Annotated in this window: 11 protein-coding genes; 9 read left to right on the top strand and 2 right to left on the bottom strand. The window is 44.2% G+C overall.

The window, feature by feature from the left end; translation table 11 throughout:
• Window positions 1-82 precede the first annotated feature (82 nt).
• The 6 genes from AC07NA_RS16235 (at window position 83) to AC07NA_RS16210 (ending at window position 11,090) form a co-directional block, all read left to right on the top strand.
• The gene (locus AC07NA_RS16235) at window positions 83-3,058 is read left to right on the top strand and encodes a SusC/RagA family TonB-linked outer membrane protein (protein WP_494898636.1); all 2,976 of its coding nucleotides are present in this window, start codon (window positions 83-85) and stop codon (window positions 3,056-3,058) included.
• A 21-nt stretch (window positions 3,059-3,079) separates the two neighbouring features.
• Entirely contained in the window at window positions 3,080-4,675 is a 1,596-nt protein-coding gene (locus AC07NA_RS16230; protein ID WP_494898635.1) for a RagB/SusD family nutrient uptake outer membrane protein, read from the top strand.
• A 14-nt stretch (window positions 4,676-4,689) separates the two neighbouring features.
• On the top strand, window positions 4,690-5,742 hold the full coding sequence (locus AC07NA_RS16225) for a SusE domain-containing protein (RefSeq protein WP_494898634.1): 1,053 nt from the start codon (window positions 4,690-4,692) through the stop codon (window positions 5,740-5,742).
• A gap of 53 nt (window positions 5,743-5,795) precedes the next feature.
• Window positions 5,796-8,252, top strand: coding sequence for a glycoside hydrolase family 31 protein (locus AC07NA_RS16220; RefSeq protein WP_494898632.1), 2,457 nt, complete (start codon window positions 5,796-5,798; stop codon window positions 8,250-8,252).
• A 39-nt stretch (window positions 8,253-8,291) separates the two neighbouring features.
• A complete protein-coding gene (locus AC07NA_RS16215; protein WP_494898631.1) occupies window positions 8,292-9,692 on the top strand; it encodes an alpha-amylase family glycosyl hydrolase in 1,401 nt (466 codons plus the stop codon).
• A 282-nt stretch (window positions 9,693-9,974) separates the two neighbouring features.
• Window positions 9,975-11,090, top strand: a complete 1,116-nt coding sequence (locus tag AC07NA_RS16210) for a ligand-binding sensor domain-containing protein (RefSeq protein ID WP_494898630.1) — start codon at window positions 9,975-9,977, stop codon at window positions 11,088-11,090.
• A 91-nt stretch (window positions 11,091-11,181) separates the two neighbouring features.
• Here AC07NA_RS16210 and AC07NA_RS16205 read toward each other — a convergent pair whose 3' ends face one another.
• Both AC07NA_RS16205 and cobA read right to left on the bottom strand, forming a co-directional pair.
• On the bottom strand, window positions 11,182-11,529 hold the full coding sequence (locus tag AC07NA_RS16205; RefSeq protein WP_494898629.1) for a DUF7009 family protein: 348 nt from the start codon (window positions 11,527-11,529) through the stop codon (window positions 11,182-11,184).
• Window positions 11,530-11,545: 16 nt separating this feature from the next.
• The gene (gene cobA / locus AC07NA_RS16200; protein ID WP_494898628.1) at window positions 11,546-12,289 is read right to left on the bottom strand and encodes a uroporphyrinogen-III C-methyltransferase; all 744 of its coding nucleotides are present in this window, start codon (window positions 12,287-12,289) and stop codon (window positions 11,546-11,548) included.
• Window positions 12,290-12,603: 314 nt separating this feature from the next.
• Between cobA and nirB the strand changes: the two genes are divergently transcribed.
• From nirB to AC07NA_RS16185, 3 genes are all read left to right on the top strand, one after another.
• The gene (gene nirB / locus AC07NA_RS16195; protein WP_494898626.1) at window positions 12,604-15,096 is read left to right on the top strand and encodes a nitrite reductase large subunit NirB; all 2,493 of its coding nucleotides are present in this window, start codon (window positions 12,604-12,606) and stop codon (window positions 15,094-15,096) included.
• A 57-nt stretch (window positions 15,097-15,153) separates the two neighbouring features.
• Complete coding sequence (gene nirD, locus AC07NA_RS16190) at window positions 15,154-15,504, top strand: nitrite reductase small subunit NirD (RefSeq protein WP_494898625.1); 351 nt, start codon at window positions 15,154-15,156, stop codon at window positions 15,502-15,504.
• A gap of 557 nt (window positions 15,505-16,061) precedes the next feature.
• A complete protein-coding gene (locus AC07NA_RS16185; protein WP_494898624.1) occupies window positions 16,062-17,603 on the top strand; it encodes an alginate export family protein in 1,542 nt (513 codons plus the stop codon).
• Window positions 17,604-17,617 lie beyond the last annotated feature (14 nt).

The following is a 17,617-nucleotide window of genomic DNA, read 5'->3' as shown; positions in this document are numbered from 1 at the left end:
AGCCAAGCTCCTTTCCTTTGGTTTATGATTGAGCCCCAAGCTCGTCTGTTATAAACCAATTTTTTAACCATAACTAAATTTAATGGAAAAGATCTACTCTTTAAAGTACGGGTTGCTGTTACTTTTTGTCTGCCTGTCAAACTGGGTATTCGCCCAATCAGGCACCATCACCGGTAAGGTGGTTGATGAAAATAACCTCCCACTACCAGCCGCTACAGTAGTAGTAAAAGGCAAATCAATAAGCACCTCAACAGATGCCAACGGCTTCTACAAGCTGAGCAATGTACCCGCCGGTGCGCAAACCGTAGTAATAAGTTTTATAGGCTATAAAAACCAGGAGAACCCAGTAAATGTAAGCGGCGCGGTAAGTTTGAATGCCCAGCTGGAGCCATCTACACTCGCCTTAAACGAAGTAGCGGTTATTGGTTACGGTACAGTGCGTAAAAGCGACGCTACAGGCGCAATAAGCGTAGTTACCGCTAAAGACTTTAACCGCGGCGCCGTAAATACCATACAGGATGCTATTGTGGGTAAGCTACCGGGTGTGGTAATTACCTCAACCAGCGGCGCGCCGGGCAATACATCAACCATACGCATCCGTGGCGGGGCCTCGCTAAACGCGAGCAACGATCCGCTGATCGTTATTGATAACGTGCCTATTGATAATACAGCCTTAGGCGGTTCGGCTAATATACTGAACACTATTAACCCTAATGATGTGGAGAATATTACCGTACTTAAAGATGCCTCGGCAACAGCTATTTACGGTGCCCGTGCATCAAACGGTGTATTACTGATCACCACCAAGCGTGGTTCAAAAGAGCTTAAACTGAATTACAACGTAACTACCTCGTTATCGGTATTGCCCAAACAAGTGGATGTATATACCAGTGATGAGTTTAGGGATGTAGTGAACAAAGTATATGCAGGCAATACCGCGGTAACTAACTTATTGGGTACCGCCAGTACCGATTGGCAAAAAGAGATTTACCAAAAAGCTCTCGGGCAGGATCATAACCTGAGTGTATCGGGTACGGCTAAAAACCTGCCATACCGTGTGGCGTTAGGCTATAACAATAGCGATGGTATTTTAAAAACTTACAATTTTCAGCGCACTACACTGGCTATCGGTTTAGACCCAAGCTTGCTGAATAACCATTTGAATATCCACGTAAACGTTAAGGGACTATATAATCTTAACAATTTTGCCGAGCAAAGCGCTGTTGGCAATGCCATTAATTATGATCCTACAAAACCGGTATATAACGGCAATACCCGCTGGAGGGGCTACACTACCTGGACGGATAAAGGCAATACCAACATTAACGGCGACCCGGTAACACTGGCACCTGCCAACCCGGTTGCACAGCTGGATTTAACGGATAATAAATCGACCGTACGCAGAAGCATCGGTAATGCACAGTTCGATTATAAAATGCACTTTTTGCCCGAACTGCGTGCCAACCTGAATCTTGCCTACGACTACGCCAAAGTGTTTGGCCATAACAACGCACGTGATAGTACACAGTGGGTATACATCCCTGTAGTAGCGGGCGGCCGTTTAAGCAATTATGAAGAAAGCAGGAAGAATCAACTGGTTGATTATTACTTCAACTATGTAAAAGATCTGAAAGCTGCAGACAGCCGTTTAGATGCAACGGCCGGTTATTCATGGTCGCACTTTTACAGAGAAGGCCACGGCACATCGTCAGATATTAAAATGACCGCGCCGCAGCCTCCTAACGATTACATTACCGAGTATTACCTTATCTCTTTCTTTGGCAGGTTGAACTACACCTTTAAAGATAAGTACCAGTTAACCTTTACCGTAAGGGACGATGCTACCTCAAGATTCGCTAAGGATAAACGCTGGGGATTATTCCCTGCGGGCGCGTTCACCTGGAGAATTAAGGATGAAGATTTCCTCAAAAACAGCAATACAGTATCTGATCTGAAACTGCGCGTGAGCTACGGTGTAACCGGTCAGCAAGATTTGAACAACGGTAATAACTACCCTTACCTGGCTAAGTTTACCGTGAGCGATCAAACATCGCGCTACCAACTGGGCGATACCTTTTACAACACCCTGCGCCCCGATGGTTACGATGCCAATATTAAATGGGAAACTACCACTACCACCAATATCGGTTTAGATTATGGTTTCCTGAATAACAGGTTAACCGGTACCATCGATTACTATTTCCGTAAAACTAAAGATCTGTTGAGCATCGTTAACGCTGCTGCCGGTACCAACTTCGCTGCTACGGTACTAACCAACGTAGGTAATATGGAAAACCGTGGTTTAGAGCTGGGCCTGAATGCGGTAGTGATCAGCAAAAAAGATTTCAGCTGGAACCTGGGCTACAACATCAGCTATAACAAAAATAAAATTACCCGCCTTTCACTAAACGCTAATGACAATACCATTATACAGGTTGGCGGTATATCGGGCACATTTAATACCATACAGGCGCAAAAAGTAGGCTCGCCGCTTAACTCGTTCTATGTGTATCAGCAAATTTATGACAGCAACGGCAAACCGATTGAGGATGCCTACGTTGACCGCAATAACGATAATGTGATCAACAGCAGTGATCTGTACATCTACAAAAAGCCGGATCCTACCGTACAAATGGGTATCAATTCGAGGCTTGCTTACAAAGACTGGGACTTTGCCTTTTCGGGCAGGTTGAGTTTGGGTAACTATAACTATAACAACGTTGCATCGGGCAGTACCTACCGTGGCCTGTACTCATCATTAGGTTACATAGCCAACCAAACCAAGGCGGCAGAAGAAACACAGTTCACAACGGCGTTAAAAACCAACATGTCTGATTTCTACATTCAAAAAGCTTCATACTTCCGTATGGATAACGTTAACCTGGGTTATAACGTGCCTAAGTTTAACAAGCTGAAGCTGCGTGTAAGCGCGGGCGTGCAAAACGTATTCGTAATTACCAAATACAAGGGGCTCGATCCGGAGATCTCCGGCGGCCTGGATAATAACTTCTTCCCGAGGGCAAGAATATACCAGCTGGGCCTTAACTGTACATTTTAATTATTTAGCAAGAACGACATCATGAAACTGAATAGATCATTAATAGCTGTTATCTTAATTTCAGGCGTACTTGGTACTTCCTGCTTAAAAGATCTCGACGTAAAACCTAAAGATCCGAAGATAACTACCTCGGCAACGGTATTTGATAAACCCGAAGCCTATAAACAATTTTTAGCCAAATTATATTCAACCCTATCATTAACAGGGCAAAAAGGCGAAGCGGGTGCACCCGAAATATCGGCACCCGATGAAGGTACTACCGCCTTTATCCGCGGCTGGTGGAACGCGCAGGAAGTTACTACCGACGAGTGCATCAATGCCTGGGGCGATGGTGGTTTGGTAGAGTACCACGGCCATATATGGTCGGACAATAACGACTACATTAAACTGATGTACCAGCGTTTGTTCATCAATATCAGCTACTGTAACGAGATGATCCGCGCGGTAAACGATAACGTAGGCGGCCTGAGCGGTGCTCAAAAAACCGAGATTGACGCTTACCAGGCAGAGGCTCGTTTTTTAAGGGCTTACTACTACTTCTGCGCTATGGATATGTACGGCAATGTACCTTTTGTTACCGAGGCGGATAAGCCGGGCGCGTTTTTACCCAAACAAATTAAACGTGCCGATCTGTTTAAATATGTTGAAAGCGAGCTTAAGGCTGTAGCCGACTTACTTCCGCAGCCGGGTGCTAACGAATATGCCCGTGCCGACCGTGCCGCAGCGTGGACACTGTTGAGCCGCATATATCTTAACGCGCAGGTATACACCGGTACAGCAATGTATGGCGATTGCATTAAATATGCCAACGAGGTAATTGGTGCAGGCAAATACTCGCTGCACGGCAAATACCCCGAACTATTTTTGGCCGATAATGATAAGATCAAGGATGAAATTATTATGCCTATCGCGTCGAGCGGGGCAAGTTCAAGGAGCTATGGCGATGTAACCTTTATTATCCACGCCGGTGTAGGTGGCTCTGAAGATGCTGCCAATACTTTCGGTATCGCTTCGGGCGGCTGGGGTGGTAACAGGTTGACCACTGCTTTTGTCAACACACAATTCGCTGATCCATCGGGCAATACCGATAAGCGTGCTATTTTCCACACCGCTGGGCAAACGCTTACCATTACGCACCCAACCGTGTTTACCGAAGGCTACTTATCAGCCAAATGGAAAAACATTACCTCAACAGGGGCACAAGGCGGTAACAGTACTTTTGTTGAAACTGATTTCCCGTTGTTCAGACTGGCCGAGGTTTACCTGAACTATGCTGAAGCTACCGTACGCGGGGGTGCAGGCGGCGATGCAGGCAAAGCGCTGCAATATATCAACGCTTTACGCACACGTGCTTATGAAGGCGCAAGCGGTAATATCAATTCGGGCCAGCTTAACCTCGACTTTTTACTGCAAGAGCGCGGCCGCGAGTTTTACTGGGAATTTCAGCGCCGTACCGACCTGATCCGCTTTGGCAAATTCACCGGTGGCAGCCTGCTGTGGGATTTTAAAGGAAACGTAATGGCAGGTGTAAGCACCGATGCCCATTTCAACATATTCCCTATACCGGCATCTGATATGTTATTGAACAACAACCTAACTCAAAACCCTGGTTATTAATCCGTCAGAAAATCATGAAAAGATCAATATATACCATTGTATTAATTGCCCTTGCCTTATTTGGCTGTAAAAAGGATAATAATATAGTTGCCGTAAAGAGCGACAATCCCGGTTCTCCGGCAATAAAACTACCCGCTGATGCCTCAACCATAAGCGTTACCCAAACCAATATGGACGACAAGATAGTTATACGCTGGGCACAGGCCGATTACGGTGTTAAAACAGAACTGAGTTATACCGTACAGGTAGATAAAGCAGGTAACAATTTTGCTGCCCCAGTTGCATTGGGCACTACCACGTCCGACTCATTATCAACCACCAAGGCTAACATTAACAGCACAGTGCTTAACACGTTGGGCTTACCGGCCAATGCCGAATCGGAAATTGAGATAAGGGTACGCACCGTTTTTAATAAGGATAGTGTGATATCAAAACCCATCAAAATAAAAGTGATGACCTACAAGGATATCATCCCCGAAAGGTTAAAGCTGAATGTACCTGGTGCATACCAGGATTGGAAACCTGAACTGGCCGTGGCTATTTACAACACCGAGGGTTCAAAATATGAAGGTTACGTATACATGGCCACCGCGGGTGAGTTCAAGTTTACTTCGGCACCCGACTGGAACCACATTAACTATGGCTTTGCCAGCGATGGCAAATTAACTACCGACGGCTTAAAGGGCGGCATTGTAGTTAGCGCGCCGGGCTATTATAAGTTTAATGTAGATGTTAACGCGCTTACGTATTCGTACAAACTGGTTGATTCGTTTGGTATCATAGGTTCGGCTACCAGCGGTGGCTGGGATAATTCAACCCCAATGGTTTACAGCGCAGCAACCGGTTTATGGAAGGTTACTGCCAATTTGGTGGAAGGTGCCGTAAAATTCAGGGCCAACAACAATTGGGACCTAAACTACGGCCCGGCAAGCAGCGCCCAGTTTAGCGGCAAGCTGATACAAACTAATGATGCGGTTAACATTTCATCGGCAGGCAGCTACACCATAACTATCGATATGAGGCAAAACACGCCCGATAGCTATACCTACACCATAGTGAAAAACTAATTCTGTAATATCAGTCCCGGCTATCAGGCCGGGACTGTTTTATCCCTTTTTAAATGAAATTTAACTATTTACTAACGCTTTCCCTGCTTTCTGTTTTGCTGTCGGCAAAGGCCTTCGGGCAATCTGCGGTGCTGCAAATTGGTAACGTTACAGGTGTAAAGATGAATGGGCAACAGGTTGATATCACTATTGATAATGCCGATGCGCAGGTGAGCATTTATACGCCGTCGATAATACGGGTTCGTATCGATAAGAAAAAGCTTGCTCCCGATTTTTCGTACGCGGTAACAGGCAAGCCCTTAACCGTAAAAAACACCATAGAGCAAAACGACAAGCAAATAACCATTACTACCGATTCGTTAAAGGCGGTAATTCAAAAAAAGCCCTTCGCTGTAGCATTTTATACCCCATCGGGCGAAGTGATCAACCAGGATGAAACAGGCCTTGGTACCTCATGGGCAGGCGACGCGGTAACCGTATACAAGAAAATGCAGGATGATGAGCATTTTGTAGGCTTGGGCGAAAAAACTGGCAACCTCGACCGTAAAGGTAACGGTTACACCAATTGGAACAGCGATAACTATGGTTACGCTGTTACGCAAGATCCCTTGTATTCTACCATTCCGTTCTACATAGGTATCCATCATGATGTAAACTATGGGGTGTTCTTTGATAACACCTACCAGTCCGATTTTAATTTCGGCGCGAGCAATAACCGTTTTTCATCCTTCGGTGCGCATGGCGGCGAGGCTAATTACTATATCATCTACCATGAGAAAGTTGCCGATATTATTACCTCGTATACCTGGTTAACCGGGCGTATGCCTATGCCGCCGAAATGGGCATTGGGTTATCAGCAAAATCGCTACAGCTATTACCCCGAAACTGAAGTAATGCGGATAGCGCATACCCTGCGCGAAAAACGCATCCCGGCAGACGGTATTACCTTGGACATTCATTACATGGATGCCTATAAACTCTTCACCTGGAATAAAGACCGCTTTCCCGATCCCCTAAAAATGAATACCGAACTTAACAGTCTTGGTTTTAAAACTACGGTAATTGTTGATCCGGGTATTAAGGTTGAAAAAGGCGCGGGTTCTTACGAGCGCGGCGTACGTGATGATATTTACATTAAATACCCCGACGGGCAAGCCTACACCGGGCAGGTTTGGCCGGGCTGGTGTAACTTCCCCGATTTTACAAGTGCCAAAGGTCGTGCATGGTGGCGTAACGAGGTGAAATTCTTCGCGCAATCGGGCGTAAGCGGCATTTGGAACGACATGAATGAGATTGCCACCTGGGGCCAAAAAATGCCCGATAACGTGCTGTTTGATTACGATGGCAAAAAAGCCAATCACCTGCAAGCGCATAATATATACGGCATGCAAATGGCCCGTTCAAGTTACGAGGGCGCAAGGGAACAGTTCAAAGAACGTCCCTTTATCCTTACCCGCTCGGGTTATGCAGGTCTGCAACGCTACACCGCGATATGGACTGGCGATAACCGCGCCGAAGACGACCACATGCTGGCAGGCGTACGCCTTATCAATAGTTTGGGCCTAAGTGGTGTTGCCTTTGCGGGGATGGATATTGGCGGTTTTACCGGCAACCCAACAACCGCCTTATATACCCGTTGGATAGAGCTTGGTGCGTTTACGCCTTATTACCGCAACCATACCGCGCTAAATAGCAAAGCAAGCGAACCATGGAGCTATGGCGAAGATGTACTGGATATTGCCCGCAACTACATCAGTCTACGGTACCAGTTGCTGCCTTACATCTACGCCAACTTTTACGAGGCCACCCAAAACGGTTTGCCTTTAATGCGCTCGCTGGCTATCAATTACACACATGATCCTCGTGTGCTCGACGCGCAGTTTCAAAACCAGTACGAATTTGGGAAAGCCTTTTTAGTAGCGCCGTTTGAAAGCAGCAAAGAGTACGGCAAGATCTATTTCCCGGCAGGTAAATGGTACGATCTGTATAACGATGGCTTACAGGCAGGCGGTCAGGATAAAATTGTTCAGCTAAACGTAAACAAGCTGCCGGTATATGTAAAAGGCGGCAGTATTATCCCTATGCAATCGCTTACCCAAAATACCGGCCAGTTGCCTAATGATACCCTTACCATACATATTTACAACGGTGATACTACCGGCAGTTTTGTGTACTACGAGGATGATGGTAAAAGCTTTGATTATGAAAAAGGCAGCTATTACAAACGCGCTATCAGCTTTGATCCTGTTACTAAACAGATCAGCTTCGGCAAGGCAGATGGCAGCTTTAAAAGCCATTTCAAACTGATTAAACTGGCGCTGCATGGGTTTACTGATGTAAGCGCATTAAAAACCGGCGATCAGCAGATCCCATTAAAAGATGGCAGGTACGGATGGTTAGCCGCGGCTGCCAATACCGATCCGCAGGGAAGTGCCTATGCGCCTGAAACCTGTCCTGTAAAAGTTGCCGTAATTAAAAATGATGACGGGGCTATAAAAATAAACTACTAACAAAGAGTGATGATGATGAGTGTTAAAATTAAAACCCGAATGAAAGCTTATTTATTTCTGTTACTGGTAAGTGTGTGCGCGATCAACTGTAGCAAATCGGGTTCGGTAAAGCCGGATCCTGTTACGCCACCTGTTGTGCCGCCTCCTACCGATACTTATAAAGATCCTGCGGCCTATGGCACCCCATTTGCCGCTGTGCCCGATAGCAAGGATGCCGTAATTTACGAAGTTAACCTGCGTGCCTTTAGCCAGGAAGCCAACCTGAAGGGCCTGCAAAACAGGCTCGACTCAATCAAAGACCTGGGTGCTAACGTAATATGGCTTATGCCGATTTACCCGGTTGGCGTGCTGAAATCGGCCGGGGGTTTAGGTTCGCCCTACTCGGTTAAAGATTACAATGCCGTTAACCCTGAATTTGGTACTCTGGCCGATTTACGTACCGTGGTTGATGAAGCACACAAACGCGGCATGGCTGTAATTTTAGATTGGGTAGCCAACCATACCTCATGGGATAATGCCTGGATCAGTAATAAAGCATGGTATCAGCAGGATAGCAATGGCAATATTATTAGTCCGGTTGGTACCAACTGGGCCGATGTTGCCGCGCTGAACTATAATAACGCGGCCATGCGCATAGCGATGATTAGGGCGATGAAATACTGGGTACTTACTGCCAACGTTGATGGTTACCGTTGCGATGCCATTGATTTTATCCCGACCGATTTTTGGCAGCAGGCTATAGATACACTCAAAAAATTCAATACCCGTAAACTGGTACTATTGGGCGAAGGCAGCAAGAAAGAACAATTTACTGCTGGCTTTCAGTTTAATTACGCTTTCGAGTTTTACGATAAGCTGAAAGGCATCTTCGCGGAAACGCAAGCACCAAGTGCCCTGTTCACCGCCAATACCAACGAGTATAATGCCTTACCCGCTGGCGCTATCAAATTGAGATATATTACTAATCACGATGTTACCTCATCCGACGGCAGCGCTATTGATATCTACAAGGGCAAGCAAGGTTCACTGGCGGCTTTTGTGCTGGCCGCGTATATGAACGGTTCGCCGTTGATATATAACGGACAGGAAGTAGGTTGCCCCAAAAAGATAGATTTTTTCAAGCACGACCCTATCGACTGGACGACCAACCCGGATATTACTGCTGAATACAAGAAGATCATCGCATTGCGTAAGGCAAGTGAAGCTATCAAAACCGGTACGCTTACCACTTACGGCAATACTAACGTTATCGCCTTCGAGAAAAAAGCCGGAACCGATGATGTGCTGGTATTAGTGAATGCCAAAAATTCCGTATTCAGTTATGATATCCCGGCAGCATTGCAAAACACTACCTGGAAAAACGCTTATACCAACGCCGCTGTAACACTGACCACCAACAGGCAAATGCAACCTTTTGAATATGTTGTATTAAAGAAATAACTATAATTGGTTATGTTAATAAATGTGTGTAGTCCCCCGGGTGGTTCCGGGGGACTTTTTTGTTTAGCTTAATTGCCCTGAAGGCTGAAAATATTGGTTTGATAAATGATATCCATCAAATGTCACTTAGCAAATTAATATGAGCTTACCGCTACGGGATGTTGGAGACGCTTAGCCGGATAACGGGGTGTTTATTTACAATGTTTACATTTTTATTTACAATCCTGATTCCTTGCACGCAACGATATCAAAGTAATTTCGCTGAATCAATTTTGATACCATATGAAAAGTATAAAAAATGGCTTACGCTGCCTGATTATTATGATGCTTGTTTTTTGCACTTTTTGCAATGCGCAGGTCAAAACAGATGTGTCAAAAGACGATATGCAGGCCGAAATAAAAAGTACAGCTATTTCCACCGGGCCTAACCGTATCACCCGTAATATCCTACAAGATAAAAAGGGTAACATTTGGATTGCCGCATTTGATGGTATTTTTAGATACGACGGAAAATCTTTTACCAATATTACCGGTAAAGTGAGTTCGGCGCGTTTCTTCTCTGTTTTGGAGGATAGCAAAGGTAACTTATGGTTCGGATCTATTGGGTCGGGTGTTTATTATTATGATGGTAAATCCTTCAAAAATTTCACAACGACGGATGGACTTCTTAATAATGATGTTGGGAGTATTTATGAAGATAAAAAGGGCAACATCTGGTTCGGGGTTTTTGGAGGTGCAAGCCGTTACAATGGTAAATCCTTTCAAAATTATATCATCAACGGAGATGCGATGAATGAAGACCGCACAGGGAAAACTTTTTCGGATAGGCCGCTTTATGAAGTTAACGCTATTGTTGAAGACAAAACGGGCAAATTTTGGTTTGCTACAAGAGGCAATACCTTTGTGTATGATGGAAAATCATTTACCGTTTTTACCCATGATCACAAGCCTTTTAAGAATGTTCGTTCGGTAATTGAGGATGCGAAAGGCAATATTTGGCTGGGAGGTAATGATGGCCTTTGGCGCTATAACGGTAGTGCTTTTACCAATTTCAAACGAAAGTTTGTTGGTTATATCTACGAGGATAAAAAAGGAAATATCTGGACCAGTTCAGAAAAGGATATTAACGAGCCCTGGGCGCTTCCTGTATATGACGGAAAATCATTGCCCTGGCCTACTTCAGCAGTGGATAACAGCCGGGCTTGGGCGCTTTCCCGGTACGACGGAAAGTTGTTATCTAACAAAAAACCAACGGTAACCCCAATAATAAATAAACCAATGATTTTCGGAATTTTAGAAGATGACAAAGGAAACATTTGGTTTGGCGCATTAGATGGGGTATATCGTTATAATGGACATAGTATTACCAGCTTTAACAGTAAAGAGAGTCAGAAATAAATAATGGGAAAATTGTACCTGCAATAAGCCGAAAGTCAAAACGAAACCTTAATGGGTAACCCCGGAGCTATCACTTAAGAAATGCGCCCTGTTATTTCAACAACGGATTAGGATAATTATCACTTTGGTCTTCACCCATGGCATCAATACACACAAAATCCTTTTCAATTAACAGGTATAAAGCGCTGCTGTTGTTGTTGAATCCTACACGATCGGTAGCTGCCCACTCTTTCGCCAATAGTTGGGGCATTAGTAAAGTGATCTTGTTGTTTTCAAATTTTGCTGATAATTCAGCTTCATTGTATTGTTGCAGGGCGTATATCAATTGCTGATCGCCAAAAGAAGTTGCTTCTTCAAAATAGCCTGTGGCGGTAAAGCGCTCAACTTCCGAGCGTGTAAGGCGGTAGCGTACCGAGTTGCCTTTAATGCGGATCTTCATAATTTTATTATGTTATTTATGCTGATAAATACTGTTGCGGCAGGGCTGTCACCTGGCCAATAATAATAAGCGCGGGGTAGGTAAGTTGTTGCTCTTTCGCTAACGCGGGCAGATCTTTAACCAATCCTCTTGCCGATTTTTTATGCGGGAGCGAGGCATGTTGAATAATGGCTGCCGGTGTATCGCCCCGGTTTTCCTTAATATAGGTATCCGCAACTGACTCTATTTGTTTCATCCCCATATATATAACTACTGTGGCATTGCTTTGCATGGCCAGGCGCAAATCGGCAGATAGGCTGCCATCTTTTTTGGTTCCGGTTATCATCCATACACCCTCGCTCATGGTGCGGTGTGTTAAAGGGATGTCTTCAAATCCCGATGCCTGCATACTGGTAATACCGGGTATATAATGTGTAGTAATGCCATGCTCGCGTGCGTATATAATTTCTTCAAACCCACGTCCAAAAATGAAAGGGTCGCCGCCTTTAAGCCTTACAACGCTGCCTTTTTTAAAAGCGAACTGTTTTATCAGTTCGTGTATGGTTTCCTGCGGGGTGTATTCGCCATAAGGTTGCTTGCCTACGTAAACTTTTTCGCAGTCCTTAGGTACAATATCTAATAATTGCTGGTTAGCCAAATTATCATATAATACAACACGTGCCTGTTGCAATACCTTATAGGCTTTCATTGTAATCAGTTCTGGGTCACCGGGGCCGGCTCCAATTACATATAATTCCGGTTTTGTATCAGTCTTTGTCATGTTTGTTTCGATTTTTTGATTGGTTTTATATGTAATTCGTGTTTTATTCTCATATATTTTGATTTTATGCTATAAAAATCATGTTTGGTGTTATTGATAATTGCTAATATCTGCAATATTATTGATTTATTTAGTTAAAATATCTAATTTTTATATCTTAAATAATATAAATATGTATTATAAAAAATAAAAACATCAAAAAATATGATTTAAAATAATTAATTGCTATTATTGCTATGGTAAATCATTCGAGGTCGCATTCGGAATTGATTTGTCAGATTAAAAAGAGCTTTAACATTTAAAAAAAACTTTATATGTTGCAACCAACCATTATAGTGATTGGCAATGGCATGGTAGGATACAAGTTTTGTGAAAAACTTGTATCCAAAACCTCCCGGTTTAATGTCATTGTTTTTGGCGAAGAGCCAAGGCGCGCTTACGACAGGGTCCACCTGAGTGAATATTTTACGGGTAAAACAGCTGATGATCTTTCTCTTTCTACCTCATCATGGTATGCTGAAAATGATATTGCGCTTCATCTTGATGATCCTATACAGGAAATAAACCGTGCTGAAAAAACAGTTCATTCATTAAAAGGCCTTAAGCTGCGATACGATTATCTGGTGCTGGCAACGGGTTCGGCGCCCTTTGTGCCCGATATTCCGGGTATTGAAAAGGATGGCGTGTTTGTGTATCGTACCATTGAAGATCTGGAGCTGATAAAAGCTTACGCGGCAAAATCAAAAACAGGCGCCGTGATGGGTGGTGGTTTGCTTGGTTTAGAGGCTGCTAAGGCGCTTATTGATCTGGGTATTGAAGATACACATGTAATTGAATTTGCGCCGCGACTGATGCCACGTCAGGTAGATGCCGCGGGTAGTGAAATGTTGCGCCAAAAACTAAAGCAGCTCGGCTTAAATATCCATCTTAATAAAAGTACCACCAATATAACCGGCGAGCATGCTGTAAAGGCCTTGCGTTTTAATGACGACACGGAGCTTGCGGTAGATATGCTGGTAATATCGGCCGGTATTCGTCCGCGCGACGAGCTGGCAAGGCTGGCCGGGTTGCAGGTAGGTATGCGTGGCGGTATTTTGGTGAATGAAAAAATGCAAACCAGCGACGACTGTATTTTTGCCATTGGCGAGTGCGCCTTATATGATGGCATGATATACGGGCTGGTAGCACCTGGTTATGATATGGCCGAAGTGGTGGTGTCTTATGTAACTGAAGGTGATAAAGCCTTTTATGGTTTTGATATGAGCACCAAGCTTAAGCTGATAGGTGTGGATGTGGCCAGCTTCGGTGATCCTTTTGTTACTGAGCCCGATTGTCGCACTATTGTTTTTGAAGATACGCACAAGGGGATATACAAGCGCATTAATATTACTAATGATGGTAGGTATTTGTTAGGCGGTATTTTAATAGGTGATGCCGATGCTTATAATATACTGCTGCAAACGGTAAATAATAAAATAGTGCTTCCACCCGATCCTGAAGACCTGGTGCTGGGGGCGCGTGGCGGCGAGGCTAATGCCGGTGCAGGTGTAATGAGTTTGCCCGACGATGCGTTGATCTGCTCGTGCGAGGCGGTCACCAAAGGCGCGATCTGCGCGGCGGTTGTAGATGGGGGCGCTACCGGAATTGACGCGATGAAGAAATGTACCAAGGCTGGTACGGGTTGCGGTGGCTGTGTGCCTTTGGTGAAAGATTTGATTGCCGGGACAATGAAAGCTAACGGGCAATACGTTAAAAATGTGATCTGTGAGCATTTTGATCGTTCGAGGCAAGAGTTGTATGACCTGGTGAAAATTAATAAGCTGAAAAATTACGATCTCGTGCTCGATCATTTTGGCAAGGGGGATGGCTGCGAGGTGTGTAAACCGGTTGTGGCAAGTATCCTATCGAGCTTGTGGAATGACGTAATTGTTAAGCAGGATACCATACAGGATAGTAATGATCGTTTTTTGGCGAATATTCAAAAAGGGGGTACTTATTCGGTGGTGCCGCGCATTCCCGGGGGAGAAATTACCCCGGATAAGCTAATTGTTATTGGGCAGGTGGCTAAAAAATACGGATTGTACACAAAAATTACCGGCGGGCAGCGTATCGACCTGTTTGGCGCTCACGTGGGCGACCTGCCGCTGATATGGGAAGAGTTGATTGATGCCGGTTTTGAAAGCGGGCATGCTTATGGTAAGGCTTTGCGTACTGTGAAAAGCTGCGTAGGTAGTACCTGGTGCCGGTTTGGTTTGCACGATAGTGTGTCGTTTGCCATTGAGGTAGAGGATAGGTATAAAGGTGTGCGCTCGCCGCATAAATTCAAAGGAGGGGTAAGCGGTTGTATCCGCGAGTGTGCCGAGGCGCAATCGAAAGATTTTGGCATTATAGCTACCGAAAAAGGCTGGAATTTATATGTATGCGGCAATGGTGGCTCCAAACCCCAGCATGCGCAATTGCTCGCGGCTGATATTGATAAGGAAACTTGTATTAAGTATCTCGACAGGTTTTTGATGTTTTATATAAAAACAGCGGATCAGCTAACCCGTACCGCCACCTGGTTAAATAAAATGGAAGGCGGCATGAGTTATCTTAAAAGTGTGGTGGTTAATGATAGTTTAGGCATAGCCGATCAGTTGGAGGAGGAGATGCAGGGGCTGGTGAATACCTATCACTGTGAGTGGAAAGAAGCTGTTAATGATCCGGCTTTGCGCAAGCGTTTCGCCCACTTTGTAAACGCTGTTGACGAAAAAGATCCGAACGTGAAATTTGAAACCATGCGCGGCCAGGTAAAGGCAAGCTGGTAAGGGTTGTTATCAATTAAAGAAAAACACCGGCACCTGCCGGAAAAAATAGAAGCAAATATGGAAACGCAAATAGCACAACAATGGATACTGGCCTGCTACGCCGATGATGTTCCGGAAAATGGCGGCGCGTGTATTAAGCATGGCAGCGAGCAAATTGCCATATATAATTTTACCCGCAGAGGGGAGTGGTTTGCTACACAAAATTTATGTCCGCATAAGCAGCAAATGGCTTTGTCGAGGGGGATGATAGGCAGTAGCGGCGATACCTGCGAGCCGAAAGTGGCTTGTCCGTTTCATAAAAAAACCTTTTCCCTGCTTACCGGCGAGAGTTTAAGCGGAGATGAATGCGCCATAAAGACTTACCCTGTTAAGGTGACAGAAGGTAAGGTTTATGTAGGTGTATCTTAGTAAATATTGAATAAGCTTTATAAAATTGTTAAAGGCGTTACTTCGGTAATGCCTTTTTTTGTTAATGCTATTTTTTTAAGGCAATTTTGATAATTAGGTTGATTCTTTTGGGTGTTGTAGTTGTGTTTGTGATTTTTTATGATTTATTTAAGATATGGTTTGGATTTTTGTATGGTATAGTGTGTTGATTATTGAAATTTGTTGATGTTTTTTATTTTTTGCAAGGTAATTGTGTGTTGTAATTGTGTTTTATTTGTTTTGTTGGCTTGTTGTGATGAAATTTTGAGTGTTATAATTTGGCATTTTTATATCAAATTCACTTTTTTCTATTTTATTTAATATAAATCGTTGCTTTTTAATGTAAAAATTGCTTTTTTGTCATAAATAAGATATATTTATAAAGGAAAATGAAATAGAATGATGTCTCATCAAAACAATAAGTGCCAATGGATGAAAAAATAGAAAAGTAACCACATAAAAAAGCCCTGTCGGGAGGTCGCATTCCCGGCCAGGGTTAGATAGTTTTTATTGCTTTAACAGATAAAAAACCAAACCAAATGTACAAAATTGCATTTAACCGCTATGCCTTTGCCTCTTTTTTGTCTTTTTATTTTTGCTCCGCCGGTTTCAAAGCAAATGCCCAATTAACCTTTACAGGGCAATTAAGACCACGCGGCGAAATACGCGACGGCTACGGTACACTCAAACCAAAAGACAGCAAAGCTGCCGCTTTTATTTCACAGCGAACGAGGCTCTCCCTTAATTACAAATACAGTAAACTCATTTTTCAGGCATCTGTACAGGATGTACGTTTGTGGGGGCAGGATGCTTCAACTATTTCACCCGCCGATGGTAATAAACTTGCCCTGCACGAAGCCTGGGCCGAACTCATCCTCTCCAACAAAAAAGATACTTCCTTCAAAAATTCTCCCATTGATTATTTCGCCATAAAAATTGGCCGCCAGGAATTGTCTTATGACGATGATCGCCTGCTGGGTAATTCCGATTGGCTGCAGCAAGCTCGCCGTCATGATGCTTTGATATTCAAATTATTAAATAATGGCTGGCAGGCAGATGTAGGCCTCGCCTTTAACCAAAACTCGGAGGCAATTAACTATAATGGCACCTATTATACGCCCGCCAATGTAGCTGCAACCGTAAAAGATAGTAAAGGCAACTTAGCCAATACCCCCGCAGGCTTTATTCCGCTTGTTAATGCAGCGGGAGTAAGTGCTAAAAACGGCAGTCCGGCATTTCTTAATTCGCCGGGTACTAATGCCCTCAATCAAAACTATAAGTCACTGCAATATATATACGTAGCTAAAAAGATCAGCAAAACTAAGGTGTCGGCACTCTTCCTGGCCGATCAGTTTGGTAAATACATTACCGATTCGGTTAAAAATGTAGCAGGCGATGATATTGGTTATATTTATGGCAAACGCTTTAACCAAGCCGGTGTAAATACACGCTACACCACAGGTTTACTGGTAAACCCTGTTTGGGGTGGTAAGGATGAATGGCTGGCGACAGGTGGCTTTTACTATCAGGGCGGGCATGATCGCGACGGACTTAAGTTAAACGCTTATACCTACACTGCATCTTTAAGCTATAGACCATCTGTTATAAGTTACACTATAGGTTGGGATCGCTTGTCGGGTAATAATGCCTTGTCGGGTTCTAAAACCAATCATCGTTTTGATCCGCTTTATGGTACCCCGCATAAGTTTTGGGGCTATATGGATTATTTTTATGCCGTAAGTGGTGCGCCATCAGGCGGCCTTGATGATCCTTTTGTGAAGGTGAAATACACCTCGGCAAGTAAAAAGATCACCGCCGAACTCGCCGGGCATTACTTTGCCCTGGCCGATAATCAAAAAGATGGTGCAGGCAATGCGGTGAGTAAACACCTCGGTACCGAAATTGATTTTACAACAGGCTACAAGCTCAATAAATATACAACGGTTGATTTAGGTATTAGCTACATGGCCGCTACCCATAGTATGGAGTATGCAAAGGGGATAACTCCCGGTACCGCGGCGCTGCACCCTGTTTGGGCTTACCTCCAATTAAATGTAAAACCGGAATTTTTAAATAAGTGATGATTCACCGCAGA

This window comes from Mucilaginibacter sp. GW821-FHT07G05, assembly GCF_059418565.1.
Note: the sequence above shows the minus strand (reverse complement) of the source record. Positions and strands in the feature narration are given on the sequence as shown.

Bases quoted from the DNA above. Each gene is read 5' to 3' on its own strand.
- AC07NA_RS16235 (WP_494898636.1), top strand. From the start codon at position 83: ATGGAAAAGATCTACTCTTTAAAGTACGGGTTGCTGTTACTTTTTGTC.
- AC07NA_RS16230 (WP_494898635.1), top strand. From the start codon at position 3,080: ATGAAACTGAATAGATCATTAATAGCTGTTATCTTAATTTCAGGCGTA.
- AC07NA_RS16225 (WP_494898634.1), top strand. From the start codon at position 4,690: ATGAAAAGATCAATATATACCATTGTATTAATTGCCCTTGCCTTATTT.
- AC07NA_RS16220 (WP_494898632.1), top strand. From the start codon at position 5,796: ATGAAATTTAACTATTTACTAACGCTTTCCCTGCTTTCTGTTTTGCTG.
- AC07NA_RS16215 (WP_494898631.1), top strand. From the start codon at position 8,292: ATGAAAGCTTATTTATTTCTGTTACTGGTAAGTGTGTGCGCGATCAAC.
- AC07NA_RS16210 (WP_494898630.1), top strand. From the start codon at position 9,975: ATGAAAAGTATAAAAAATGGCTTACGCTGCCTGATTATTATGATGCTT.
- AC07NA_RS16205 (WP_494898629.1), bottom strand. From the start codon at position 11,529: ATGAAGATCCGCATTAAAGGCAACTCGGTACGCTACCGCCTTACACGC.
- cobA (WP_494898628.1), bottom strand. From the start codon at position 12,289: ATGACAAAGACTGATACAAAACCGGAATTATATGTAATTGGAGCCGGC.
- nirB (WP_494898626.1), top strand. From the start codon at position 12,604: ATGTTGCAACCAACCATTATAGTGATTGGCAATGGCATGGTAGGATAC.
- nirD (WP_494898625.1), top strand. From the start codon at position 15,154: ATGGAAACGCAAATAGCACAACAATGGATACTGGCCTGCTACGCCGAT.
- AC07NA_RS16185 (WP_494898624.1), top strand. From the start codon at position 16,062: ATGTACAAAATTGCATTTAACCGCTATGCCTTTGCCTCTTTTTTGTCT.